Raw genomic sequence first — 25,323 nt, 5'->3', positions numbered from 1 at the left:
ATGCATCATCTTCCAAATTTATTGACCTGTTTGCGCATAGTGTTGGTGTTGCCGATTGTTTGGGCGTTGCTAGAACGACAGTTTTCTTCGGCCTCAGCCTTATTTGCTGTGGCTGGGGTAACGGATGCACTGGATGGCTTTTTAGCTAGGCGCTTTAACTGGCAAAGTCGTTTAGGCGCTTGGTTAGATCCGTTAGCTGACAAGCTGTTGTTAGTCAGCAGCTTTATTGTACTGGCGGTAATTGAGGCCTTGCCGTGGTGGTTGGTGCTGCTGGTGGTGATTCGTGATCTAGTGATTACCTTAGGCGCTGCGCTGTATTATTGGTGGCGACAACAGTTAAGGATGCAGCCATTAGTCTTAGGTAAGCTGTCGACCCTGCTGCAAGTGCTGTGTGGTTTTTTTAGCATCCTGCAGGCTGCACAGTTGTTGCAGTTAACGCAATGGCTAAGCGCTTTGGTTTATCTCACTGGGGCCGTCACGCTGTTTAGTGGGGTGGCCTATGTGGTGCTCTGGAGTCAAAAATTTATTGCAACGAGGGCGGACCGAGCGGGTTAGTCGCAACTACGCCTGGAACAGAGGGGAAGACGATGAGTGTAATTAAAAACTGGCCGTGGTTTGCAGCGCTTGCCCTGCTATTGGCTTTTTTATATGCGGTAATGCCAATTTTAACGCCTTTTTTAGTCAGTCTGTTGATTGCTTATATGGGCGATCCCCTCGTTGATAAGTTAGAGGAAAGAGGCCTGTCGCGTACCTTGGGCGTGATAGTGGTATTTGCGGTCATTGTCTTGATATTAGCCGGTGTGCTGGCGTTTTTAGTGCCACTCATCTCTAAGCAGTTGGTGAAATTATATGGCATGTTGCCGCAAATGGTGGACTGGGTGCAGCACACAGCAGTGCCTTGGTTGCACACCAAGTTAGGGGTGCCCAGTGATATTTTAGATGGTGATAAGTTAAAGCAAGCCTTTAGTGAGCATCTGGATAAAACTTCAGGTGCTGCTGGCTTTTTACTGGCTAAAGTGACGGCTTCGGGCATGGCGTTGTTTGGCTTTGTGGCGAACTTTGTGCTGATTCCTGTGGTGAGTTTTTACTTACTACGAGACTGGGATATTTTGGTCGACAAAGTGCGTGGACTGTTACCACGACGCGGTGAGGGTGCGGTAGTGAAAATGGCTAAAGAGTGCCATGAAGTGCTGGGGGCCTTTATTCGTGGTCAGTTATTGGTCATGCTGGCGTTAGGTGGGATTTATGCCACCGGTCTAATGCTTTTAGGTTTAGATTTAGGCTTGTTAGTGGGGCTATTGGCCGGCTTGGCCAGTATTGTGCCCTACATGGGGTTTGCCGTGGGGATTACGGCGGCGCTGTTAGCCGGCGTGTTTCAGTTTGGTTTTGAGTTGTATCCCTTATTGGGCATTGTTGGAGTATTTGCCCTAGGGCAGGCGCTTGAGGGGATGGTGTTAACACCATTATTGGTTGGGGATCGCATTGGCTTGCATCCCGTGGCAGTGATTTTTGCAATCATGGCGGGCGGGCAGTTATTTGGCTTTACCGGCGTGCTGTTAGCCTTGCCGGCGGCAGCGGTGATTATGGTGTTGTTGCGCCATGTGCATGAAATGTATAAGGATTCTGATCTTTATACTGAACAATCGGCTGCGGACGAGTATGATGAGCCCGCTCAGGGGTTGTCAGTAACCGCTGAAGGTGAGTATTGCTTGATTAAGCAAGAAACGCAGGATAGTACCCAGGTGGTTAACGCTGCCGAGTGATCCTGATGACAATGCACATAATGATAAGCGATTAGTAACGGCATGAATCCATCACAGCTTTCTTTGGGTATTCGGTTGCGCGATGACGCAACCTTTGCCAACTACTACCCTGGGGCCAATGCAGTGGCGTTGGGCTACGTAGAGCGTATCTCTGAGGCCGATGCCAACTGGGTTGAAAGTTTAGTGTATCTATGGGGGGCGCCAGGTGTAGGGCGCAGTCATTTATTGCAGGCGGCCTGCATTAGGGTACAAGAGCGTGGCGCTCGGGCTATCTTCTTGCCGCTGGCAGAAGTGGCTAAGTATGGCCCTCAGTTATTGGATAACTTAGAGTATTGTGACCTGGTATGTATTGATGATATTCAAGTGATTGCTGGGCATCCTGCCTGGGAAGAAGGCTTATTTCACTTGTTTAACCGAATTCGCGACTCGGGCAAAAATTTACTGCTTGGAGCGAATACCGCGCCTCGAGAGTTGCCGGTTAAGTTAGCGGACTTAAAGTCTCGTTTATCGTTAGCGTTAGTCTTTCAATTACATGATCTAAGTGATGAGGATAAATTAAGAGCACTGCAACTGAGGGCGTCACGGCGTGGTTTGCAGCTCTCAGAAGAGGCTGGGCGCTATCTACTTACCCGTGGTGAACGTAGCATGAGTCAGTTATTTGCCCATCTTGAATGCTTGGATCAGGCCTCTTTGCAGGCGCAGCGTAAATTAACGATTCCTTTCATTAAAGCAACGCTCAACTGGTAGCGGTTGTCTGCTACACTTCGGCAGTATTTATCAGTGACTGAGTTGTTATGACTAACCCGAAACCTCTTCCTGAGTCGGCGGCTACCGCTGAGGACTCTAGCTTAAAAATTTACTTTCGCTTATTAAAGTACGTGGTGCCCTATATTGGCTGGTTTGCTCTGAGCCTATTGGGGTTTCTATTATTCGCCTTAGCTCAGCCGATGCTGGGTTATATGTTGAAATTCTTTGTTGATGGACTCACCGATCCTAGCGCGGTGTTATTTCCGCAGGTGCCGTTTCTGGCAGATATTCGTTTACTGCAAGCAGTGCCAGCATTAGTGGTGTTGATTGCAGTATGGCAGGGCATCGGCTCGTTTCTTGGTAACTATTTTTTAGCTAAGGTTTCTTTAGGGTTGGTGCATGACCTTCGGGTGCAGTTATTTAATAATTTGCTGACCTTGCCTAACCGCTATTTTGATAACCATAACTCTGGGCATTTGATTTCACGGATTACCTATAACGTGACCATGGTGACCGGAGCGGCCACCGATGCGGTCAAAGTCATAGTGCGCGAAGGGATGACGGTGATTTTCTTATTTGCCACTTTGTTATGGATGAACTGGAAACTGACCCTGGTTATGGTTGCGGTTTTACCATTAATTGCCACCATGGTGACCTTTACCAGTAAGAAGTTTCGTAAACAAAGTAAGAAAATTCAGTCTGCTATGGGTGATGTGACCCATGTGACCTCTGAAACCATTCAAAACTATCGGGTGGTGCGCAGTTTTGGTGGTGAGCAGTATGAAAAACAACGGTTTTTAGAGGCCAGTGAAAAAAACACCGAGCGCCAGTTAAAGATGGTTAAAACCAATGCGATTTATACGCCGTCGCTACAACTAGTGATTTATAGCGCAATGGCGGTGCTGTTGTTTTTAGTATTGTTTTTGCGTGGCGACTCTTCCGCCGGTGACTTGGTGGCCTATATCACCTTAGCGGGGTTGTTGCCTAAGCCGATTCGCCAGTTGTCTGAGGTGAGTTCAACCGTACAAAAAGGTGTGGCAGGTGCTGAGAGTATCTTTGAGCAGCTTGATGAGCCAGCAGAGCAAGACCAAGGCCAGGTAGTTAAAACCCAGGTGCAGGGCGACTTGGTGGTTGAAAACCTGAGTTTTACCTATCCAGGTACCCAAGAGCCGGTATTAAAAAATATCAGTTTTGTTGCGCCCGCCGGCAAGATGGTGGCTTTAGTTGGGCGGTCAGGTAGTGGTAAGTCAACCTTGGCTAATTTATTGCCGCGCTTTTATAGCCATACGCAAGGACGCATCACGCTTGATGGCACACCGATTGAGGCATTTGATTTGCTAAATTTGCGTCATCATTTAGCGTTAGTGAGTCAGCAGGTCTCCCTATTTAACGATACGGTGGCAAATAATATCGCCTACGGTGAATTGGCGGGTGCTAGCCTTGAGCAAGTGAAAGCTGCGGCCGAGGCTGCCTATGCGGCAGAGTTTATTGAACGCATGCCCGAGCAGTATCAAACGCTGGTTGGGGAAAATGGCGTCTTGCTTTCTGGTGGTCAGCGGCAACGCTTAGCCATTGCCAGGGCATTGCTTAAAAATGCCCCAGTACTGATTTTGGATGAGGCGACGTCGGCTTTAGATACTGAGTCAGAGCGGCATATTCAGGCGGCATTAGATCATGCCGTGCAAGGGCGTACGACGCTGGTGATTGCTCACCGGTTATCTACCATTGAAAAAGCTGATTTGATTTTAGTGATGGATAAAGGCGAGATTGTTGAGCGCGGAACCCATCAAGAGTTGTTGGCGATGAATGGCTATTACACCAAGTTGCACAGCACCCAGTTAGAGTCTGAGCAGCAAGCGGTGCAGGATGCTTAAGTTGGACTTAAGTCAGATTGGCTCAATGTTGAAGTGAGAACTAAGCGTGCGTGAAAAAATGTTGGCAGCCGAGCAAATTACCGCTCTGAAATGGCAAGATAAGCAGTTGTGGTTATTGGATCAGCGAGTCTTACCTCTGAGTCAGTCCTGGTTATCTTATCAGTCGGCAACTGAGGTGGCGCAAGCCATCAGTGATATGGTGGTACGTGGTGCACCAGCTATTGGTATTGCAGCAGCCTATGGTGTGCTGTTATCGGTGCAGCAACAGCGCACTAACCCAGACTGGAAGCTCGCCGTAGCGGCTGATATTCAGCAGCTTGCTGCATCACGGCCTACCGCAGTTAACTTGTTTTGGGCGCTAGAGAAAATGCAAGCTGCTCTGTTGCCAGCAGCTACTGCAGCTGAGGCAGAGTCGTTGTGTTTAACGGCGGCGCTGGGCATTCATCAGGCGGACCGCGAAGCTAATTTGCGTATGGCCGAGCTGGGCTTGCAATTAATCCAACAGGGGTGTGATGCACCGCAGCAATTACTGACCCACTGTAATACCGGAGCGCTGGCAACCGGTGGTTTTGGTACGGCGTTGGGGGTGATTCGCGCGGCTTATCATGCCGGTTTAGTTAGTTTGGTGCATGTGGATGAAACTCGGCCTTGGTTGCAGGGCTCGCGCTTAACTGCTTGGGAGCTGGCGCAGGAGCAACTTCCGGTTAGTCTCAATATTGATGGCGCTGCCGCGCACTTGCTGCGTGAAGGTGATATTACTTGGGTTATTGTCGGGGCTGATCGAATCACGGCCGCTGGCGATGTAGCCAATAAGATTGGCACTTACGCCTTGGCAGTATTAGCACGTTATCATGACGTTAAGTTTATGGTGGTAGCACCGAGCTCAACCATTGATATGAGTATTGAAAGCGGAGCCGATATTCCCATTGAGCAACGCGCTGCCGCTGAACTATTGCAGGTTGCTGGGCAGCCTGTGGCAGCAGCAGTGCCAGCGTTTAACCCGGTGTTTGATGTGACACCGGCGAAGCTAATCGATGCGATTGTGACTGAACTTGGCGTAGTAGAACAGCCAAACTTGGCGAAAATGCAGGTGTTAATGGGTAGAACAGCACTCCATTAATAAAGCGCAAAAAAGCGTTAGAGCGCCTTGCAGCGCCTTGTGGTAGTATTTACAGCTTGATTAAAGCAACGAAATTATAAAGGAACCAAGCTTCCATGGGTGAATTGGCTAGAGAAATCCTTCCGATTAGTATCGAAGATGAAATGCGTCAGTCATACCTTGACTATGCAATGAGTGTGATTGTAGGGCGCGCCTTACCTGACGCACGAGATGGTTTAAAACCGGTGCATCGCCGGGTTCTCTTCGCCATGCGTGAGCTGGGTAACGATTGGAATAAGCCCTATAAGAAGTCTGCCCGGGTGGTCGGTGATGTAATCGGTAAATATCACCCCCATGGCGACATTGCGGTGTATCACACCATTGTGCGTATGGCGCAGCCATTCTCTATGCGTTATATGCTGGTTGATGGACAGGGTAACTTCGGTTCGGTAGATGGTGATAATGCCGCTGCGATGCGTTATACCGAAGTACGCATGGATAAAATTGCCCATGAAATGCTGGCTGACCTAGAAAAGGAAACCGTTGACTGGGTGCCTAACTACGATGGTACTGAGCAAATTCCGGCGGTCCTACCGACTAAAATTCCAAGTTTGTTGGTGAATGGCTCCTCAGGGATTGCGGTGGGCATGGCAACCAATATTCCGCCCCATAACCTCACCGAAGTAATCAACGGTTGCTTGGCTTTAATTGATAACCCAGAGCTCAGCGTTGATGAGCTGATGCAGTTTATTCCAGGTCCTGATTTCCCAACTGCGGGAATTATTAATGGCCGTGCGGGTATTATTGAAGCTTACCGCACCGGTCGCGGGCGGATTTATATGCGCGCTCGCGCAGAGTTTGAAGATATTGATAAAGCTGGAACTCGCCAGCAGATTGTTATTACTGAGTTACCGTATCAGCTCAATAAAGCGCGTTTAATTGAAAAAATCGCCGAGCTGGTAAAAGAGAAGAAGCTTGAAGGCATCACTGAGCTGCGCGATGAGTCGGATAAAGACGGTATGCGGGTGGTGATTGAATTGCGTCGTGGCGAAGTGCCTGAGGTGATTCTTAATAACCTGTATGCGCAAACCCAGATGCAAAGCGTGTTCGGGATTAACAACGTGGCTCTAGTTGATGGCCGTCCGCGTTTGTTAAACCTGAAAGATATGCTTGAGGTGTTCGTGCGTCACCGCCGTGAGGTGGTCACTCGACGTACGGTGTATGAGCTGCGTAAAGCACGCGAGCGTGGACATATCTTAGAAGGTCAAGCGGTTGCGTTATCTAACATTGATCCAGTTATTGAGTTAATTAAAGCCTCACCAACCCCAGCCGAAGCCCGTGAGCGATTACTGGCCACAGCTTGGGAGTCTAGCGCAGTTGCCGCCATGGTTGAGCGTGCCGGAGCTGAGTCTTGCCGTCCTGAAGGTTTGGATGAGCAATATGGGATGCGTGATGGGCGCTACTATTTATCGCCAGAGCAGGCACAAGCCATTCTCGAGTTGCGTTTACACCGCTTAACCGGCCTTGAGCATGAAAAACTGTTAACTGAGTATCAAGAAATTCTTGAGCAAATTGGTGAGCTGATTCATATTCTTACCAGTCCTGAGCGTCTGCTGGAAGTGATCCGCGAAGAACTAGAAAAAGTTAAGGCAGATTTTGGCGATGAGCGACGCACAGAAATTGTTGCCTCACAAGTTGATTTAACCATTGCTGATCTGATCACTGAAGAAGAGCGCGTGGTAACGATTTCCCATGGTGGCTACGCTAAGAGTCAACCATTATCGGCCTATAATGCACAGCGCCGTGGTGGACGCGGTAAGGCGGCTACAGGGGTTAAAGACGAAGATTTTGTTGAGCACCTATTGGTGGCTAACAGTCATGCCACCTTATTGTTGTTCTCTAGCAAAGGGAAAGTGTATTGGAAGCGTACCTTTGAAATTCCAGAAGCGTCACGTACTGCCCGTGGCCGTCCCTTAGTTAACTTACTGCCGCTAGAAGAGGGTGAGCGTATCACCGCCATGCTGCAGGTTGATTTAGAGTCGCTGGGGCAAGATGAAGAGCTGCTCGATGAGCAGGACGACAGTATTTTAGAGGGCGAGTTAGTTGCCTTAGATGAGACTGAAGAGTCTGAGACAGAGCAGGAGCAGGAGGAGGCGGAAGAGCCAACGGGTGCTTATGTCTTTATGGCTACAGCTAAAGGAACAGTGAAAAAAACCCCGTTGAGCCAGTTCAGTCGTCCACGTAATTCCGGTCTGATTGCGTTACGTTTAGAAGAGGGCGACACCTTAATTGCTGCAGCCATTACCGATGGCGCGCAAGATGTCATGCTGTTTTCCGATGGCGGTAAAGTAATTCGCTTTAACGAACGTAAAGTCCGCTCTATGGGGCGCACCGCTCGCGGAGTGCGTGGGATGCGCTTACTAGATGAGCAACAGTTAATCTCAATGTTAATCCCCGAGCCTGAAACTCAAATTCTGACCGCCTCTGAGCATGGTTACGGTAAACGAACCGTGATTGAAGAGTTCCCAGTACGTGGACGTGGTGGTCAGGGTGTGATTGCCATGGTGACTAACGAGCGTAATGGTAAGCTGGTTGGCGCCATTCAGGTGCTGGATGGCGAAGAAATTATGCTGATTTCTGATCAGGGGACCTTGGTGCGTACCCGTGTTGATGAGATTTCTTCGCAGTCGCGTAACACCCAAGGCGTCACCTTAATTAAGCTTGGCAATGAAGAGAAGCTGGTAGGTCTTGAGCGTGTGCAAGAGCCGGATGATGTTGAGGATGAGCTAGACAGTGCCGCTGAGTCAGCGGAGTTAATAGATAACCCAGAGATCGCCGATGTTGCGGGTGTTGAGCCTACAGCCGACGACGCAGACAGTGAAGAGTGAGAAGCTAAGTGAGTAGAGCCCATAACTTTTGCGCAGGACCTGCTGCGCTCCCCGAAGCAGTATTGCAGCGCGCCCAAGCGGAAATGCTCGATTGGCAAGGCAAAGGTTTATCGGTGATGGAAATGAGTCACCGCAGTGCCGACTATGTAGCCATTGCTGAGCAGGCGGAGCAAGATCTGCGTGATTTAATGCAGATTCCAGATAACTATAAAGTGTTGTTTATGCAAGGCGGTGCCAGCCAGCAGTTTGCTCAGATTCCTCTGAACTTACTGCCTGAAGGTAAGGTGGCGGATTACATTGATACCGGAATTTGGTCACGCAAAAGTAGCCAAGAAGCGGCTCGTTTTGGGCAAATCAATATCGCTGCCAGCGGTAAAGAGTTGGATTACTTTGGAATTCCAGAACAGAGCCAATGGCAGTTAACGCCAGATGCGGCCTATGTGCACTATGCTTCGAACGAAACCATTGGTGGCGTACAGTTTAATTGGGTGCCGCAAACCGGAGAAGTGCCGTTAGTGGTGGATATGTCTTCGGATATTCTGTCACGCCAAATCAATGTGGCCGACTTTGGCATGATTTATGCGGGCGCGCAGAAAAATATTGGTCCTAGTGGCTTAGTGGTGGCGATTATCCGTGAAGACCTGCTGGGGCAGGCGCGGGCAATTTGTCCAACCATGCTTAATTACCAAACCGCTGCCGATAACGGTTCAATGTATAACACACCACCAACCTACGCTTGGTACTTAGCAGGCTTGGTTTTCCAGTGGCTCAAAGAGCAAGGCGGTGTGGCGGCAATGGAAGCGCGAAATCGCGAAAAGCAAGCTCTGCTTTACAGTGCTATTGATCAAAGTGAGTTGTATAACAACCCAGTGGCTCTGAATGCGCGCTCGTGGATGAATATTCCGTTTCGTTTAGCCGATGAGCGCTTAGATAAAGCGTTTTTAGTCGGTGCTGAAGCCCGTGGCTTACTAAACCTAAAAGGCCATCGTTCGGTCGGTGGCATGCGTGCCTCGATTTATAACGCAGTGGATATTCACTCGGTGCAAGCCTTAGTGGATTACATGCGTGAATTTGAAAAGGAACAAGCGTAAATGAGTGAGCAAGAGTTACACGCGTTACGTATTCGGATTGATCAGCTGGATGAGAAAATTCTCGAGCTGATCAGTGAGCGTGCGCGTTGTGCCCAAGAAGTGGGTCATATTAAAACCCGTGAGCAGCAAGAGGGCGAAGAAGTTATTTTCTATCGTCCTGAGCGCGAAGCGCAAGTGCTCAAGCGTATCATGCAGCTAAACCAAGGGCCGATTGATAATGAAGAAATGGCGCGCTTGTTTCGCGAGATCATGTCAACCTGTCTTGCATTAGAGCAGCCAGTCAAGGTGGCTTATTTGGGACCTGAAGGAACCTTCTCCCAAGCCGCTGCTTTAAAGCACTTTGGCCAAGCGGTAACCAGCAAGCCGATGGCAGCGATTGATGAGATTTTCCGTGAAGTAGCAGCTGGGGCAATGCAGTTTGGTGTGGTTCCGGTAGAAAACTCCACTGAAGGGGCAATTAACCATACCCTCGACAGCTTTTTAGAGCACGATCTGGTTATTTGTGGTGAAGTTGAGCTGCGTATTCACCATCATTTATTGGTGGGTGAAAACACTAAAACTGATCATATTACACGTATTTATTCCCATGCCCAGTCGCTAGCGCAGTGCCGTAAGTGGCTTGATGCCCATTATCCAAATGTCGAGCGCGTGGCTGTAGCCAGTAACGCTGAAGCAGCGAAACGGGTGAAAAGTGAGTGGAACAGTGCCGCAATTGCAGGTGATATGGCGGCGCAGCTGTATGGGTTGAAAATTCTCGATGAGAAAATTGAAGACCGTCCTGATAACTCCACGCGCTTTTTAATCATTGGTAATCAGCATGTACCGGCTACGGGTGACGATAAAACCTCAGTTATTGTCTCTGTGAACAACAAACCTGGCGCGTTGCATGAGCTGTTGATCCCATTTCATGTGCATGGGATTGACTTAACGCGAATTGAAACGCGTCCGTCGCGCAGTGGTAAATGGACCTATGTGTTCTTTATTGATCTGCTTGGGCATCAGTCCGACCCGCTGGTGAAATCAGCGCTGGAAAAAATTGCCCAGGGCAGTGCTGGGGTCAAAGTCTTGGGTTCCTACCCAAAAGCGGTACTTTAATCCTTTGATGAGTTAGATACAGTTTAACGACCTCAGTAATGAGGTCGTTTTACTTAGGGGGACAGTCATGAGTTTTGATTTTTTAGCCCAAGCGTTACCTGGCGTGCAGCAGTTAGCGCCTTATGTGCCGGGTAAACCCGCTGATGAGCTAGCCCGTGAGCTAGGCTTGCCGCTTGATTCAATTGTTAAGTTAGCCAGTAATGAAAACCCATTAGGCCCGAGTCCAAAAGTGATTGCGGCGATTAGTCAGGCGGTGCCTGAGTTAACGCGTTATCCCGATGGTAATGGGTTTATTTTAAAGCAAGCGCTGGCACAAAAGTTCGCCGTTGAGCCGGCGCAAGTCACCTTAGGCAATGGCTCCAATGATATTTTGGAGTTGGTGGCTAAAGCCTGGTTGGCTCCTGGTTTAAATGCGGTGTTTAGTCAGCATGCGTTTGCTGTCTACCCGATTGCGACGATGGCAGTGGGGGCTGAGTGTCGTGAAATTCCAGCAAATAACTATGGGCATGATTTACCGGCTATTTTGGCTGCGATCGATGCCAATACTCGGGTGGTATTTATTGCGAACCCGAACAATCCAACGGGTACGTGGTTTGATCAACAGGCATTGGCTGATTTTTTAGCCCAGGTGCCTGAGCATGTGATTGTCGTGCTAGATGAGGCCTATATTGAGTATGCCGAGCCGGGTGAGTTACCCGATGGCATGGATTTTTTGGCCAAGCATGCCAACTTGATCGTGTCTCGAACCTTCTCCAAGGCCTATGGTTTAGCAGCGCTCCGTATTGGTTATGCGATTTCTTCGCCGATGATTGCAGATGTGCTGAATCGTATTCGCCAGCCTTTTAACGTCAACAGCTTAGGCTTAGTGGCGGCAGTGGCGGCACTGGAAGATGAAGAGTATTTGCAAGAAAGTCGAGCCAGTAATAAGCAAGGCTTGCAGCAGCTCAGCACGGCCTTTGATCGGCTTGGATTAAGTTATATTGAATCGCGTGGTAACTTTATTGCGGTGGATTTTGCCCGTGATGCGGCGCCGATCAATCAGGCGTTACTGGAGCAAGGTGTGATTGTGCGCCCGGTGGCCGGCTACGCGATGCCGACATTCTTGCGTGTATCTGTGGGTACTGAGCAAGAAAACGCACGCTTTATTGAGGTATTAGAGCAGGTGCTTGCGGATGCCAAGTAAGGGCAAGCGGCTATTCGATCCGGCGCCAATGCAGCGTTTAGTGGTAGTTGGCCTGGGACTAATTGGCGCGTCCTTTGCTAAGGGAGTTAAGCAAACGGGGTATTTCTCCGAGGTGCTAGGGGTTGATCTTAATCAGAACTCCTGCCGCTTGGCTGAACAGTTGGCGATTGTCGATCAAGCGGGCGATAGTCTTGAAGTGTGCCGCACGGCAGATGTGATCGTGTTGGCAGTGCCGATTTTGGCAATGGAGAAAACCCTGCAGCAGTTACATCAGCTGGAGTTACAGCAGGTAATAGTGACTGATGTTGGGAGCAGTAAAACACAGTTACGCCAAGCAGTACTTGAGATTTTTGGTGAGGTGCCGCCTGAGTTTGTGTTTGGTCATCCGATTGCTGGCTCAGAAAAAAGCGGGGTAACCGCAGCCAATGCCGAGCTTTTTGCCCAGCATAAAGTGATTTTAAGCCCTGAACCGAATACTCAAGCGCAGGCCTTAGCCTGCGTTAAACAACTGTGGGAGCTGTTAGGTGCTGAAGTCGAGTTTATGGACGTGGAATATCACGATCAGGTACTCGCCGCCACCAGTCATCTGCCGCATCTACTAGCCTTTGGCTTAGTGGACTCCTTGGCTAAGCGTAATGAAAATTTAGAAATATTTCGCTATGCTGCTGGCGGTTTTAGAGACTTTACCCGGATTGCAGCCAGTGATCCGGTGATGTGGCATGATATTTTTTTAGCTAATTCAGAGGCTGTATTAGCCCAGTTAGATGCGTTTACCCATGACTTGCAGCAACTGCGTACGGCAGTTGCAGAACATGATGGACATTATCTATTAGGTGTTTTCACTCGTGCCAAAATGGCCAGAGAACATTTCAGTAAAATTTTAGCTCGCAGGGCCTATGTAGACACCATGCAGAATCATGATTTGAAATTTATTGCCAATCCAGGCGGACACGTACAGGGCACAATTCGCGTGCCAGGTGATAAGTCTATTTCGCACCGCTCAATCATGCTCGGCTCCTTGGCCGAAGGCAAAACCGAAATTGAAGGCTTTTTAGAGGGCGAAGATGCCTTAGCCACCATCCAGGCCTTTCGTGATATGGGGGTGGTGATTGAAGGCCCCCAAGAGGGACGCGTAGTGGTGCATGGGGTCGGCTTACATGGTTTGAAGCCGGCGCCAGGCCCTATTTACGTGGGCAACTCAGGCACTACCATGCGCTTGCTGTCAGGGTTGCTGGCGGCGCAGCCGTTTGATAGCACCTTGACCGGTGATGCCTCTTTATCTAAGCGGCCGATGAACCGGATTGCAAAACCGTTGCGGGAAATGGGTGCGGTAATTGAAACCGCTGCAGAGGGGCGACCCCCTTTGACCATTCGTGGCGGACAAAAACTTACGGGTATGCATTACCAGATGCCAATGGCCAGCGCTCAGGTAAAATCTTGTATTTTGTTGGCGGGCTTATATGCAGGGGGGGAAACCTCGGTAGAAGAACCAGCACCGACCCGTGATCATACCGAACGGATGCTGAGCGGTTTTGGTTACCCAGTTGAAGTGCATGGTGCTATTTCTAAGGTTGAAAGTGGCCACAAATTAACCGGAACCAAGATTGAAGTACCGTCGGATATTTCTTCGGCGGCATTCTTTATGGTGGCTGCTTGTATTGCGCCGAATTCAGAAGTGGTGCTAGAGCACGTGGGCATCAACCCAACCCGTACTGGAGTCATTGATATTTTGCGCTTAATGGGCGCTGATCTGAGCCTTGAGCGAGTGCATGAGGTGGGTGGTGAGCTAGTCGCTGACATTCGGGTGCGTTCCAGTCAGCTAAAAGGAATTGAGATTCCTAGCGATCTAGTTCCTCTAGCGATTGATGAGTTCCCTGTTTTATTTATCGCTGCTGCCTGCGCCGAAGGCAAAACTGTATTACGTGATGCCGAAGAATTACGGGTCAAAGAGTCGGATCGAATTCAAGTAATGGCCGATGGTTTAGCTACCCTAGGGGTAAAAACCGAAGTTCTGCCGGATGGTATCGTGATTGAAGGTGGTCAGCCTATGGGTGGTGGCGAAGTCTGGGCCCATGGCGATCACCGAATTGCCATGTCTTTTAGTGTTGCCGCATTACGTGCGAGTCAGCCAATTATTATTCATGATGCGATTCATGTGGCGACCTCGTTTCCTGATTTTTTACAGTTATGTGAAAAAGTCGGTATGCATGTTAGAGAAGAGCACAGCCTATGAACTCAGCAGTCAGCGCGGCACCGGTGATTACCATTGATGGTCCAGGCGGCTCGGGCAAGGGGACTGTGGCTGGGATTTTAGCCAAAAAACTAGGCTGGCACTTGTTGGACTCAGGCGCGTTGTATCGACTACTGGCGCTGGCAGCTAGCCAACAGCAGTTGGCTTTTAGTGCTAATGAGCAGTTGCTTGCCTTGGCGAAAAATCTACCGGTACAGTTTTTGCAGGATCAGGTGCTGTTAGCCGGTGAAGATGTCAGCTTAACCATTCGTACCGAGCAGGTCGGTGGCTTGGCTTCTCAGGTGGCGGCGATTCCTGAAGTGCGCACCGCCTTACTGCAGCGTCAGTATGATTTTCGTCAACCGCCAGGCTTGGTCTGTGATGGCCGCGATATGGGCACCGTGGTATTTCCAAGTGCCGAGCTTAAGGTATTTTTAACCGCAAGCGTTGAAGAGCGAGCACAAAGACGTTACTTGCAGTTGAAAGCCAAGGGCGAAGAGGTTAAACTTGCGAGTCTTTTGCAAGAGATTCGTGAGCGCGATGAGCGCGACATGGGTCGTGCAACGGCGCCGCTTAAGCCCGCGCCAGATGCGTTAATCTTAGATTCGACGCAGCTGAGCATTGAGCAGGTGGTGCAACGCATTCTTGATCAAGTGGCCGAGCGCCACTTGGTTTAGTAGAGTCCTTATCTGCTTTAAGATCAGGCTCGCCAAGGCAGCTCAAGTAGCCCAGACACTGCACTTTAGCTGACTTTATAATTAACGAACCCACATTGATCTGGAATGTGGCTAGGGCAATTAAGCCCACTATCCATGCAGGAATAAACATGAGCGAAAGCTTTGCAGAACTCTTTGAAGAAAGCCTAAAAGACCTAGATATGCAACCAGGTTCGATCATCAACGGTTTAGTTGTTGATATCGACGGTGATTGGGTAACCGTTCACGCTGGTCTGAAATCTGAAGGTGTAATCCCAGTAGAGCAGTTCTTAAACGAACAAGGCGAACTGACCATTAAAGTGGGTGACGAAGTTCCCGTTGCGCTGGACGCGGTTGAAGATGGCTTTGGTGAAACCAAACTATCCCGCGAGAAAGCGAAGCGTGCTGAGGCATGGCTGGTTCTGGAAGCTGCGTTTAACGCTGAGGAAGTGGTTACTGGTGTTATTAATGGTAAGGTCAAAGGTGGTTTCACTGTTGACGTTAACAGCATCCGTGCCTTCCTACCTGGTTCTTTAGTGGATGTGCGTCCAGTACGCGACACCACTCACCTCGAAGGTAAAGAGCTAGAATTTAAGGTGATCAAATTAGACCAGAAGCGCAACAACGTTGTAGTTTCTCGTCGTAGCGTTCTTGAAGCAGAGAACAGCGCTGAGCGCGAAGCACTGCTTGAAAACCTACAAGAAGGTCAGAAAGTTAAAGGTATCGTTAAGAACCTCACCGACTACGGTGCGTTCGTGGATCTTGGCGGTGTTGACGGCTTACTGCACATCACCGATATGGCGTGGAAGCGCATCAAGCATCCATCAGAAATCGTTAACGTTGGCGACGAAGTAGAAGTACGTGTACTGAAATTCGACCGCGAGCGTAACCGTGTATCTTTAGGCCTGAAGCAATTAGGTGAAGATCCATGGGTAGCAATCACTGCGCGTTACCCAGAAGGTACTCGCGTAATGGCCCGTGTAACTAACCTGACTGACTACGGTTGCTTCGCTGAATTAGAAGAAGGCGTTGAAGGTTTAGTACACGTGTCTGAAATGGACTGGACCAACAAAAACATCCATCCATCTAAAGTAGTTAACGTTGGTGACGAAGTTGAAGTTCAGGTTCTGGACATCGATGAAGATCGCCGTCGTATTTCTCTGGGTATCAAACAGTGCAAAACTAACCCATGGGAAGACTTCTCAAGCCAGTTCAACAAAGGCGATAAAATCTCCGGTACCATCAAGTCAATCACTGACTTCGGTATCTTTATCGGCCTAGAAGGCGGCATCGATGGTCTGGTTCACTTATCAGACATCAGCTGGCACGAAGCTGGCGAAGAAGCGGTTCGCAACTTCAAGAAAGGCGACGAGCTAGAAACCGTAATCCTCTCGGTAGATCCAGAGCGTGAGCGTATTTCTCTCGGTATCAAGCAGTTAGAAGATGATCCATTCTCTAACTACGCGTCAATCAACGACAAAGGCAGCATCGTTAAAGGTGTAGTTAAAGAAGTTGATGCTAAAGGTGCCATCGTTACTTTAGCTGACGAAGTTGAAGCTACGTTAAAAGCCTCTGAAATCAGTCGTGACCGTGTAGAAGATGCACGTAACGTGTTGAAAGAAGGCGACGAAGTTGAAGCAAAAATCATCAATATTGATCGTAAAGCACGCGTAATTAACTTGTCTATCAAGTCTAAAGACGCTGAAGACGAAAAAGATGCGATGAAAGAATTGCGTAAGCAAGACACTGCAGCCGCTGAAGCGGCAGGTCCTACCACTATTGGTGACCTGATCCGTCAGCAAATGGAAAACCAAAACTAAGTTTTAGGTTATTCAGCTGCTACGCAATAAACCTCCTTCGGGAGGTTTATTGTTTTATAAGGTTTCATCCTGATCAGAAATGCTCGTTTGCTTTGGCAGTTCTAATAATAATTAGTCTGAGTTGAGGTTAATATGGCAGATTTTCCAGCATGCCCTGCATGTGCAGAAGAAATTACTTATCCCGATCGTGACCACTATGTGTGTGCTACCTGTGGTCACGAATGGCCGATGGAAGCGGGTCAAGACGATTCAAGCAGCGTTGAAGAGTCTAAGTTTCGTGATGCCCACGGCACCCCTTTGTATGATGGTGATACCGTCACCCTCACTAAAGATTTAAAAGTGAAGGGCACCTCTACCGTATTAAAAGTCGGTACCCGCATCACTAATATTAAGTTAGTAGAGGGCGATCATGACGTTGATTGCCGAGTGAATGGGCAGAAGTTTATGCTGAAATCTTGCTTTATGAAAAAAGCTTAAGGATTCGCCTGTTCTTGTTAGAAGCCAGCTATACTGCTGGCTTTTCTGCGTTTAACGGTGAGTGACTCAGCTTTTAGTTTGCAGTATTTAGGGTTCAATAATAACGGGTACTAGTTTATTGGGCTAAAACTGCGCTTTACGTTAAACTGTGCCATCTTTTTACTTTTTATGAATGCTGCAATGCCTAAAATTTTTCATGAAATTCCTACAACGCGTCCAGTGACACCTTTGCTGGATCAAGTTCAGCAAACGGAAACCTTGCGCCTATTTACCGAGCCGCAACTTGCTCAGTTAGCCGATGAGTTGCGCTTGCATTTATTGTGGCGAGTGGGCGAAACCGGTGGGCACTTCGCGGCAGGTTTAGGAGTGATTGAGCTGACCATTGCTTTACATCATGTCTATAACACACCAGAAGATCGCTTAGTGTGGGATGTGGGGCATCAAGGCTACCCGCATAAAATGCTCACCGGACGTTTAGAGCAAATGAGCAGTTTGCGCCAAAAAGATGGAATTGCAGCCTTTCCACGGCGTGAAGAAAGCGAGTACGACACCTTTGGTGTGGGGCATTCCAGTACCTCAATCAGTGCTGCCTTAGGTATGGCGGTGGCCGCAAAATTAAAGGGTGAGCAGCGTAAAACCGTGGCGATTATTGGTGATGGTGCAATGACCGCGGGGATGGCTTTTGAGGCGCTTAATCATGCGCCGGAAGTTAAAGCCGATATGCTAGTGGTGCTAAATGACAATGATATGTCCATCTCAAATAATGTCGGTGGCTTGTCTCAACATCTTACCCGTTTATTAACCAGCCCACCTTTTACCACGGTGCGTGAAGAAGGGAAAAAGCTGCTGTCGATGCTACCAGGTGCGTTAGAGATTGCGCGTAAAACAGAAGAAAAAGCTAAATCGTTGTTAGCACCGGCGGTGATGTTTGAGCAGCTTGGCTGGAACTATATTGGCCCTATCGACGGGCATGATCTTCCGGCACTTGTTGCTGCGTTAAAGTATGTAAAAGATTTAAAGGGACCACAGTTTCTACATGTGGTAACTAAAAAGGGCAAAGGCTTTAGTCCTGCTGAGGCTGACCCTATTACCTATCATGCGATTAGTGGAGCACAGACGGCAGTAGCGCCTAAAACTGTAGCTAAGCCACGCTACTCTAACGTGTTTGGTCAGTGGCTGTGCGATATGGCCGCCGAAGACTCACGTTTGATGGGGATTACTCCGGCGATGAAAGAAGGCTCAGACTTGATTGCCTTTAGTCAGCGTTATCCTGAGCGATATTTTGATGTGGCGATTGCTGAGCAGCATGCTGTTACCTTTGCTGCGGGTATGGCCTGTGAAGGGACTAAGCCGGTGGTGGCGATTTATTCAACCTTCTTACAACGCGCTTATGATCAATTAATTCATGATGTGGCGCTGCAAAATTTAGATGTGTTGTTTGCCATTGATCGTGCGGGTTTAGTCGGCGAAGACGGTCCGACCCATGCCGGAAGTTTTGATTTATCCTATTTACGCTGTATTCCTAATATGTTGGTTATGACGCCCAGTGATGAAAATGAGCTACGTTTATTACTAACCACGGGTTATCAATATGCCGGGCCAGCCGCTGTGCGTTACCCAAGGGGCACAGGACCTGGAGCTAAGATTGAAGACGGCTTAGACAGCGTAGCCATTGGTAAAGGTGTGGTGCGGCGCCAAGGCTCAGGCGTGGCCATTTTAGTCTTTGGTGTACAGCTGGCCGCAGCGCTAGAGGTAGCAGAAAATTTAGATGCCACTGTGGTGGATATGCGTTTTGTTAAGCCACTCGATACCGCCTTGACCCTAGAGTTAGCACGCCAGCATAGTTTGCTGGTAACCATTGAAGAGAATGCGATTATGGGAGGAGCGGGCAGTGCGGTTACCGAGTATCTGCATAGCCAAGGTCAGAATGTTGCGGTATTGCAGCTAGGTTTACCGGATTATTACGTAGAGCATGCCTCACCACAACAAATGTTGGCTGAGTGTGGACTCGATGCGCCGGGAATTGCACGGCAAATTGAGGCTTATCAGCAGCTATTAGCGGAAAAAGTTTAAATAAGCAGTTTTTATTGTAAATAGACGGAACAACCGAGTATTTTCTTAATCTGTATCTCAGTTATACTAGGTGTTCCGCCTTTAAGGTGTGTTTTGTTATTGATTGGTTAATTTTTGGAGTTTCAGGTAATGGGGTTAGGGCTACATACATGGTTAATCATTATTGGCGTGATCGCTATGGCCGCTATCCTATTTGATGGCTGGAGACGTATTAGCGGCAATAAGCTTAAGTTTGACCTGACTAAACCACCTGAAGATGATGAGGGTGATAGTACCTCGTCTGAAATATTAAGCGCTCCTCGGGTAGTTAAGCCCAAAACAGAGCCGAAACTTTCAGCGCTAGATGATCTGGCTATGGATGAGCCCACACTCAATGCAAACGAAGATTTCTCAAGGCTGTCTGCCACTCAGTCTGAGCGTATAACACCAACTGAAACCAATGCCGATGATTCAGGATTAACTGCCGATAAAGAGGATGAGCCCAGTTTTTCGGCGACTGAGGCGGAAGCTGCCGCCAGCAAAAAAGCCTTAGAGCCCTCTGAAGTGTTAGTGATTATTGTTTTAGCGCGCTCGCCGCTAGGCTTTAAAGGCCCTGATTTATTACAGAGTATTTTATCTAATGGGCTGCGTTATGGTGATATGGATATTTTCCATCGTTACACCAATATGACAGGTCATGGCGACACTTTATTCTCGATGGCTAACGCTGTTGCTCCTGGTACTTTTGATCTGGAAACCATTAACGACTTTAAAACACCGGCCGTTTCTTTCTTTATGCAGTTGCCAGGCCCAAGTGCGCCAGCTGAAGCGTTTGAGTTGATGCTAGAAGCAGCTACCCATTTAGCTACCAGCTTAGGCGGTGATTTAAAAGATGATCAAGCCAGTGTATTAACCACTCAAACCGTTGAACATTATCGTCAGCGGATTGCCAACTTTGAGTTTAAGCAGCGTCAATTGCGTAATAAACTGCAGCACAGCGCTGATTAAAGCTTTAAGGGTATTGTGTATTAATAAGAGCAGCTTTGGCTGCTCTTTTTGTTTCAAAGCAACAGAAGACAGCTAGTGGTAGCTGTATCACCTGAGTGAGTACTGATTCATGACGACACATCCATTACAGGATCAAGTTGAGCAATTGCGTCAGCAATTAAATGACTATAACTATCAATATTATGTATTGGATCAGCCCAGTGTTCCTGATAGTGAATACGATCGATTATTTAATCAATTAAAGCAGCTAGAGCAAGCACACCCCGAGTTAATCAGCCGTGATTCACCGACCCAGCGTGTGGGTGGTCAGCCATTGGCAGCTTTTACTACAGTGCAGCATGCGCTGCCGATGTTAAGCCTAGGCAATGCATTTTCTGAGCAGGAAATGCAAGACTTTGGTCGCAGAATTGAACAGGCATTGGCGAGCAGTGAGCCGTTAAGTTTTTGTTGTGAGCCAAAGTTCGATGGGTTGGCGGTGAGTCTGTTGTATGAGCAGGGTGAGTTAGTGCGTGGCGCAACCCGAGGTGATGGCGCGACAGGTGAAGATATTACCAGTAATGTACGAACGATTCGGAATATTCCTTTACGCTTACAGGGTGAATCAGTGCCCGAGCGCTTAGAGGTGCGTGGCGAAGTTTATATTTCGTTAGCTGCTTTTGCTGAGTTGAATCAGCGCATGTTGGAAACTAATACTAAACCCTTTGCTAATCCACGTAATGCGGCAGCTGGCAGCTTGCGCCAGTTAGATCCGCGCATCACTGCCCAGAGGCCGCTAACTTTTTGTGCCTATGGCGTTGGCTTAGTCAGCCAACCTTTAGCCGATAGCCATAGTCAAACACTTCAGGTATTAAAACAGTTAGGTTTACCAATCAGTCCTGAAATGCAGGTGGTACAAGGTATTGCAGGCTGTAATCAGTATTTTGCCCAGCTCGGCGCTAAGCGCGCTGAGCTAGGCTATGAAATTGATGGGGTGGTATTTAAGGTTGATCGCTTAGCCCTGCAACAGCAATTGGGTTTCAGGGCGCGAGAGCCACGCTGGGCGATCGCCCATAAGTTTCCTGCTCAAGAAGAGCTGACAGAGCTGTTAGATGTAGAGTTTCAGGTCGGACGCACCGGTGCGATTACCCCGGTGGCACGTCTAAAACCAGTGCATGTGGGGGGCGTAACCGTGTCCAATGCAACCTTGCATAATATGGATGAGGTGCAGCGCTTAGGCCTTAAAATTGGCGATACAGTGATTATTCGTCGGGCCGGTGATGTTATTCCACAGGTAACCCAGGTAGTGCTAGAGCGCAGGCCTGCAGCCGCGCGTGAGATCAGCATGCCAAGCGAGTGCCCGGCTTGTGGTGCGGAAGTAGAGCGTAGCCAGTTAGCGCGGCATAGCAAAGGAAAAACCATTCGTAGTGAAGGGGCGACCTGGCGCTGTGTCGGGCGCTTAACCTGTCCAGCTCAACTCAAGCAGGCCTTGTTGCACTTTGTCTCACGCAAAGCCATGGAAATTGATGGGCTAGGAGAAAAGATTATTGATCAGCTGGTCGATCGTGGTTTAGTGAAATCGCCTGCGGATTTATATCTACTGACTGCCGAGCAGCTCTTGACGCTTGAAGGTTTTGCGGAACTATCGACGCAGAATCTACTCAATGCGATTGAGGCCAGTACCCAGCCGAGTCTGGCGCGTTTTATTTATGCGTTAGGTATTCCGAATGTGGGTGAAGAAACGGCTAAGTTGCTGGCTCGCTCGTTAGGAAGTTTGACTCGTATTAGTCAAGCACTGCCTAGTTTGCTTAGCTGGTTGCCGGAAGTGGGCAATGAAGTAGCCCATGAAATTTATAACTTTTTTCAAGACGCGCATAATCTGGCTGTTGTTTCTCAGCTGCAAACAAATGGTGTGCTGTTACCTAAGGCAGAGGCTATTGCGCCAGAGTTAGTCGGAGCGGTAAGTTTTGCTGAGTTTATTGAGCGCTTTAATTTACCGGGTATTGCTAAAACCAATGCTCAGCGCTTGGCCACGGCCTTTACCAGCTTTGCTGCGTTAAAAGCGGCTGACTGGCTGGATTTACGTAGTATTGAGCGCTTTCCCGAACGCTCTGCCCAGGTCTTGCGTGAGTTTTTGGCCGATAGCGAGCAACTCAAGCAGGCTGATCAGCTCGAGCAGCAGTTACTAGCCTTTGGTATGCACTGGAGCGTACAGCCGTCTGTAGAGGCACCCAGTTTACCGTTGCAGGGTGAAACCTGGGTATTAACCGGTACCTTAAGTAGTTTGTCTCGAGCCCAAGGTAAACAGGCTTTGGAGGCTTTAGGGGCTAAGGTGGCGGGATCAGTATCGAGTAAAACCAGTGCTGTGGTGGCGGGTGAAAGTGCGGGATCTAAGCTAACTAAAGCTCAAGAGTTAGGGGTTAAGGTGCTGGATGAGGCTGCTTTTATCGAGTTGCTGCAGCGCTTGCAGGGCTAACTATTGTTATGTGAAAAATCCCACTGTGGCTTTAACTACAGTGGGATTTTTTATCATCAGGGATTGGGGTTAAAAGAAGGTAAGCCCCAGCGAAATAATCGCGCCAGTAATAATCAGTAAGATTAAACAAAAGCCCATAATGTCTTTGGCTTTTAATCCAGCAATACCCAGTACTGGCAGAGCCCAGAATGGCTGCAGTAAGTTAGTCCAGGCATCGCCCCAAGCAACCGCCATAGCAACCCTTGGAATATCTGCGCCTAATTCAATTGCTGCGGGCAGCATCACCGGCGCTTGTACCGCCCACTGGCCACCTCCAGAGGGAACAAAAATATTGACGATACCGGCACTGATAAAGGACCAAAATGGCAAAGACGCGGCGCTAGAGAAGGAGACAAACCACTCCGAGAGTGTTTTAGCTAAGCCAGAATCAATCATAATGCCCATGATGCCGGCATAGAAAGGAAACTGAATCACAATCCCAGCACCGCCTTTCACTGCTTCTTGCAGGCTATTGAGTAAGCGCTGTGGGGTACCGTGCAGAATAATGGCCAAAAATAAGAACATAAAGTTAACAATGTTCAGGTTCAGGCTGCCGCTACTGTTAAAGAAATAATCAACTAAGTAGATTAATCCAGAAAAACCTACGAGTAAGGCTAACGTGCGGCTATTTTCTAAGCGCTCAGCAGGGCGGTTAGGATCATTGCTGATAACTTCTTCAGGCTCTTCTAGCAGCTTAGGGTCAATATAAATACTGTCTTCAGCTTTAGGCATCATTAAACGGTTAGCCAATGGTACTGCAATGAAAATACACAGCACGATCAGTAAGTTAAAGCTGGAGAAAATGGTTTGATCCGTGCCAATCACCCCAATTTGTGCAGCACTGAAGTGATTTTCGGTGGCAATAGTGAGTGGAATCGAGCCGGCTAATCCCGCGTGCCAGACCAAGAATCCCGAATAAGCACTGGCAACCAGTAGGCGGTAATCCACTTTAACTTGGCGAGCTAATTCTTTAGCAAAAATGGCGCCAACCACTAAACCAAAGCCCCAGTTAATCCAGCTGGCAGCCAAGGAAATAAAGGTCACCAATAAAATAGCTCCGCCAGCGGTTTTAGCTGTTTTAGCGATTGCCACTAACAGTTTTTTGACCGGTGGTGAGTTAGCCAGCATAAACCCGGTAACCAGTACCAAAAGCATTTGCATGGAGAAAGACAGCAGGTTCCAAAAGCCGTTACCCCAATAACGGACAATCTGGATGGGCGAACTTTGCTCAATAAATAGCGCACAAACGGCAGCCACAATGGTGAGTAGTAGCACAAAGATATAAGGATCAGGCAGGTAGCGTTCTACCAGCTTGACCGCAGGTTTAGATAAGAGTCGTAACATGGTTTTTAGTCTTATTATAGGTCGCCATAAACTGCTATGGCGTTGGCCACGTTATACGCTAGTTAGGAAAAAACTGGCAATTCGACTAATGGCTTTACTCGCTATAAATCAATACGTTAGGGAGTATCTTTACCTTAAGGTAAAGCAGTGATTGGCGTTTGTTGCAAGCTAAAGGTTAAAGGACTTTGTTGCGGATCGCAGCGCAGATACCACAGGGCTTTATCCCAGTCGCCCAGCACAATTCGGGTGGCTGGTTGTTGATTGTTTAGGATGACTGCGTGCTTGGCTGGGCGATGGGTATGCCCATGAATTAATGTGTGAACACCATATTTTTGCATAAAAGGTGCCACCGCTTCGGGGGTGACATCGGTGATGCTGGCCGCTTTCATTGAAGTGCGTGACTGACTTTGATTACGTAGTCCGCGAGCGAGCTTATGGCGAAGGGTTAGCGGCAAATGACGTAGAATAAAAAGTGCTAGGGGGTTGCGCAAAATACGGCGCATCTTTAAATATTCCACATCTTCGGTGCACAGCAGATCGCCATGGCTGAGTAAAATAGGCGTTTGTTGAATCTGAATGACGCTAGGATCAGGCAGTAAAGTACAGCCTGCGAGCTGGCAAAATTGCTGGCCGATTAAAAAGTCGCGGTTGCCATGCATTAAAAAAACTTGGCAGCCATGTTGGCTCAGTTGCTTCAGGGCGTGGGCAACCTGTTGCTGAAATTCGCTCATGGCATCATCGCCAATCCAAACCTCAAAAAAGTCGCCTAAAATATACAGCTGCTGAGCGTCGCGGGCGTGTTGCTGGAGAAAGTTGAAAAACGCCCGGCTAATATCCGGGCGTTGTTCTTGCAGATGCAGATCAGAGATGAATAAAATCACTCAACAATCTCAGCTTTTTCAATGATTACATCATCGCGTGGCACATCTTGGTGGCCAGCGCGGGTGGTGGTCTCAACCGCTTTAATTTGATTGACCACGTCCATGCCCTCAACCACCTCACCAAAAACTGCATACCCCCAACCTTGGGTGGTTGGTGCGGTGTGGTCAAGGAAGGTGTTGTCGCTGACGTTAATAAAAAACTGCGCTGAAGCTGAATGGGGGTCCATGGTGCGTGCCATGGCAAGCGTCCCAGTTTTGTTGGAGAGGCCGTTATTGGCTTCGTTTTTAATGGGGGCACGGGTGTTTTTTTGCACCATCCCAGCTTCAAAGCCACCGCCTTGAATCATAAAGTTATTGATAACACGGTGAAAAATTGTATTGTCGTAATGACCTTCTTTGACGTATTGGCTAAAGTTGGCGCAGGTTTCAGGCGCTTGGTCAGCAAAGAGTTTAATCGTGATAACGCCGTGATTGGTGTGTAATTTAATCATGTAAATAAAATCCAAAATGTCAAAAGATACATAGAACTGTCAGCATGCTGACCTGTTCAGGTATGATAAGCCCTTTATTTCGTTCAGCCTACCT

General features: G+C 48.6%; 19 protein-coding genes. 16 read left to right on the top strand and 3 right to left on the bottom strand.

Annotated features, from left to right (window positions below; genetic code table 11):
• The 16 genes from AC2T15_RS06370 (at position 1) to ligA (ending at position 22,474) form a co-directional block, all read left to right on the top strand.
• Positions 1 to 555 carry a CDP-alcohol phosphatidyltransferase family protein gene (locus AC2T15_RS06370; protein ID WP_286593501.1) on the top strand — a complete coding sequence of 185 codons (555 nt, stop codon included), beginning with the start codon at positions 1 to 3 and terminating at the stop codon, positions 553 to 555.
• A gap of 32 nt (positions 556 to 587) precedes the next feature.
• Positions 588 to 1,763 (top strand): AI-2E family transporter, encoded by a 1,176-nt coding sequence (locus AC2T15_RS06365; RefSeq protein ID WP_064502516.1) that lies wholly within the window; start codon positions 588 to 590, stop codon positions 1,761 to 1,763.
• 42 nt (positions 1,764 to 1,805) lie between these two features.
• Positions 1,806 to 2,510: a DnaA regulatory inactivator Hda gene (hda, locus tag AC2T15_RS06360; protein WP_486777804.1), complete on the top strand. Its 705-nt coding sequence runs from the start codon at positions 1,806 to 1,808 to the stop codon at positions 2,508 to 2,510.
• A gap of 47 nt (positions 2,511 to 2,557) precedes the next feature.
• Positions 2,558 to 4,384: a lipid A export permease/ATP-binding protein MsbA gene (gene msbA / locus AC2T15_RS06355; protein WP_053099672.1), complete on the top strand. Its 1,827-nt coding sequence runs from the start codon at positions 2,558 to 2,560 to the stop codon at positions 4,382 to 4,384.
• Positions 4,385 to 4,430: 46 nt separating this feature from the next.
• A complete protein-coding gene (gene mtnA / locus AC2T15_RS06350; protein ID WP_286593504.1) occupies positions 4,431 to 5,504 on the top strand; it encodes an S-methyl-5-thioribose-1-phosphate isomerase in 1,074 nt (357 codons plus the stop codon).
• A 95-nt stretch (positions 5,505 to 5,599) separates the two neighbouring features.
• Positions 5,600 to 8,371 (top strand): DNA gyrase subunit A, encoded by a 2,772-nt coding sequence (gene gyrA, locus AC2T15_RS06345; protein WP_486777803.1) that lies wholly within the window; start codon positions 5,600 to 5,602, stop codon positions 8,369 to 8,371.
• Between the two features lie 8 nt (positions 8,372 to 8,379).
• Positions 8,380 to 9,462: a 3-phosphoserine/phosphohydroxythreonine transaminase gene (gene serC, locus AC2T15_RS06340; RefSeq protein WP_053102500.1), complete on the top strand. Its 1,083-nt coding sequence runs from the start codon at positions 8,380 to 8,382 to the stop codon at positions 9,460 to 9,462.
• Positions 9,463 to 10,557 carry a prephenate dehydratase gene (gene pheA / locus AC2T15_RS06335; RefSeq protein WP_053099668.1) on the top strand — a complete coding sequence of 365 codons (1,095 nt, stop codon included), beginning with the start codon at positions 9,463 to 9,465 and terminating at the stop codon, positions 10,555 to 10,557.
• Between the two features lie 67 nt (positions 10,558 to 10,624).
• Positions 10,625 to 11,740 (top strand): histidinol-phosphate transaminase, encoded by a 1,116-nt coding sequence (hisC, locus tag AC2T15_RS06330; RefSeq protein ID WP_486777802.1) that lies wholly within the window; start codon positions 10,625 to 10,627, stop codon positions 11,738 to 11,740.
• Positions 11,730 to 13,973 carry a bifunctional prephenate dehydrogenase/3-phosphoshikimate 1-carboxyvinyltransferase gene (locus AC2T15_RS06325; protein ID WP_486777801.1) on the top strand — a complete coding sequence of 748 codons (2,244 nt, stop codon included), beginning with the start codon at positions 11,730 to 11,732 and terminating at the stop codon, positions 13,971 to 13,973. The genes hisC and AC2T15_RS06325 overlap by 11 nt, the downstream gene beginning before the upstream one ends.
• Entirely contained in the window at positions 13,970 to 14,647 is a 678-nt protein-coding gene (gene cmk, locus AC2T15_RS06320; protein WP_486777800.1) for a (d)CMP kinase, read from the top strand. The genes AC2T15_RS06325 and cmk overlap by 4 nt, the downstream gene beginning before the upstream one ends.
• Positions 14,648 to 14,796: 149 nt before the next feature.
• Positions 14,797 to 16,485 (top strand): 30S ribosomal protein S1, encoded by a 1,689-nt coding sequence (gene rpsA / locus AC2T15_RS06315; RefSeq protein ID WP_053099664.1) that lies wholly within the window; start codon positions 14,797 to 14,799, stop codon positions 16,483 to 16,485.
• 132 nt (positions 16,486 to 16,617) lie between these two features.
• On the top strand, positions 16,618 to 16,962 hold the full coding sequence (locus AC2T15_RS06310) for a zinc ribbon domain-containing protein YjdM (RefSeq protein ID WP_053099663.1): 345 nt from the start codon (positions 16,618 to 16,620) through the stop codon (positions 16,960 to 16,962).
• Positions 16,963 to 17,142: 180 nt separating this feature from the next.
• A complete protein-coding gene (dxs, locus tag AC2T15_RS06305) occupies positions 17,143 to 19,035 on the top strand; it encodes a 1-deoxy-D-xylulose-5-phosphate synthase (RefSeq protein ID WP_486777799.1) in 1,893 nt (630 codons plus the stop codon).
• Positions 19,036 to 19,164: 129 nt separating this feature from the next.
• Positions 19,165 to 20,022 carry a cell division protein ZipA gene (zipA, locus tag AC2T15_RS06300; RefSeq protein WP_053102495.1) on the top strand — a complete coding sequence of 286 codons (858 nt, stop codon included), beginning with the start codon at positions 19,165 to 19,167 and terminating at the stop codon, positions 20,020 to 20,022.
• 109 nt (positions 20,023 to 20,131) lie between these two features.
• Complete coding sequence (gene ligA, locus AC2T15_RS06295; RefSeq protein WP_486777798.1) at positions 20,132 to 22,474, top strand: NAD-dependent DNA ligase LigA; 2,343 nt, start codon at positions 20,132 to 20,134, stop codon at positions 22,472 to 22,474.
• Positions 22,475 to 22,543: 69 nt separating this feature from the next.
• Here ligA and AC2T15_RS06290 read toward each other — a convergent pair whose 3' ends face one another.
• From AC2T15_RS06290 to AC2T15_RS06280, 3 genes are all read right to left on the bottom strand, one after another.
• On the bottom strand, positions 22,544 to 23,857 hold the full coding sequence (locus AC2T15_RS06290; protein WP_486777797.1) for a short-chain fatty acid transporter: 1,314 nt from the start codon (positions 23,855 to 23,857) through the stop codon (positions 22,544 to 22,546).
• Positions 23,858 to 23,991: 134 nt separating this feature from the next.
• Positions 23,992 to 24,738: a UDP-2,3-diacylglucosamine diphosphatase gene (locus AC2T15_RS06285; RefSeq protein WP_486777796.1), complete on the bottom strand. Its 747-nt coding sequence runs from the start codon at positions 24,736 to 24,738 to the stop codon at positions 23,992 to 23,994.
• Positions 24,735 to 25,229 (bottom strand): peptidylprolyl isomerase, encoded by a 495-nt coding sequence (locus AC2T15_RS06280; protein ID WP_053099657.1) that lies wholly within the window; start codon positions 25,227 to 25,229, stop codon positions 24,735 to 24,737. Before AC2T15_RS06280 ends, AC2T15_RS06285 begins: the two co-directional genes overlap by 4 nt.
• Positions 25,230 to 25,323 lie beyond the last annotated feature (94 nt).

It is taken from the genome of Thiopseudomonas sp. SA1F2-1K (assembly GCF_057443035.1).
This window is presented reverse-complemented; position numbering and strand designations above follow the sequence as displayed.

Bases quoted from the DNA above. Each gene is read 5' to 3' on its own strand.
- cmk (WP_486777800.1), top strand. From the start codon at position 13,970: ATGAACTCAGCAGTCAGCGCGGCACCGGTGATTACCATTGATGGTCCA.
- AC2T15_RS06280 (WP_053099657.1), bottom strand. From the start codon at position 25,229: ATGATTAAATTACACACCAATCACGGCGTTATCACGATTAAACTCTTT.
- rpsA (WP_053099664.1), top strand. From the start codon at position 14,797: ATGAGCGAAAGCTTTGCAGAACTCTTTGAAGAAAGCCTAAAAGACCTA.
- pheA (WP_053099668.1), top strand. From the start codon at position 9,463: ATGAGTGAGCAAGAGTTACACGCGTTACGTATTCGGATTGATCAGCTG.
- AC2T15_RS06365 (WP_064502516.1), top strand. From the start codon at position 588: ATGAGTGTAATTAAAAACTGGCCGTGGTTTGCAGCGCTTGCCCTGCTA.
- AC2T15_RS06290 (WP_486777797.1), bottom strand. From the start codon at position 23,857: ATGTTACGACTCTTATCTAAACCTGCGGTCAAGCTGGTAGAACGCTAC.
- gyrA (WP_486777803.1), top strand. From the start codon at position 5,600: ATGGGTGAATTGGCTAGAGAAATCCTTCCGATTAGTATCGAAGATGAA.
- AC2T15_RS06310 (WP_053099663.1), top strand. From the start codon at position 16,618: ATGGCAGATTTTCCAGCATGCCCTGCATGTGCAGAAGAAATTACTTAT.
- dxs (WP_486777799.1), top strand. From the start codon at position 17,143: ATGCCTAAAATTTTTCATGAAATTCCTACAACGCGTCCAGTGACACCT.
- hisC (WP_486777802.1), top strand. From the start codon at position 10,625: ATGAGTTTTGATTTTTTAGCCCAAGCGTTACCTGGCGTGCAGCAGTTA.
- hda (WP_486777804.1), top strand. From the start codon at position 1,806: ATGAATCCATCACAGCTTTCTTTGGGTATTCGGTTGCGCGATGACGCA.
- ligA (WP_486777798.1), top strand. From the start codon at position 20,132: ATGACGACACATCCATTACAGGATCAAGTTGAGCAATTGCGTCAGCAA.
- AC2T15_RS06370 (WP_286593501.1), top strand. From the start codon at position 1: ATGCATCATCTTCCAAATTTATTGACCTGTTTGCGCATAGTGTTGGTG.
- zipA (WP_053102495.1), top strand. From the start codon at position 19,165: ATGGGGTTAGGGCTACATACATGGTTAATCATTATTGGCGTGATCGCT.
- AC2T15_RS06325 (WP_486777801.1), top strand. From the start codon at position 11,730: ATGCCAAGTAAGGGCAAGCGGCTATTCGATCCGGCGCCAATGCAGCGT.
- msbA (WP_053099672.1), top strand. From the start codon at position 2,558: ATGACTAACCCGAAACCTCTTCCTGAGTCGGCGGCTACCGCTGAGGAC.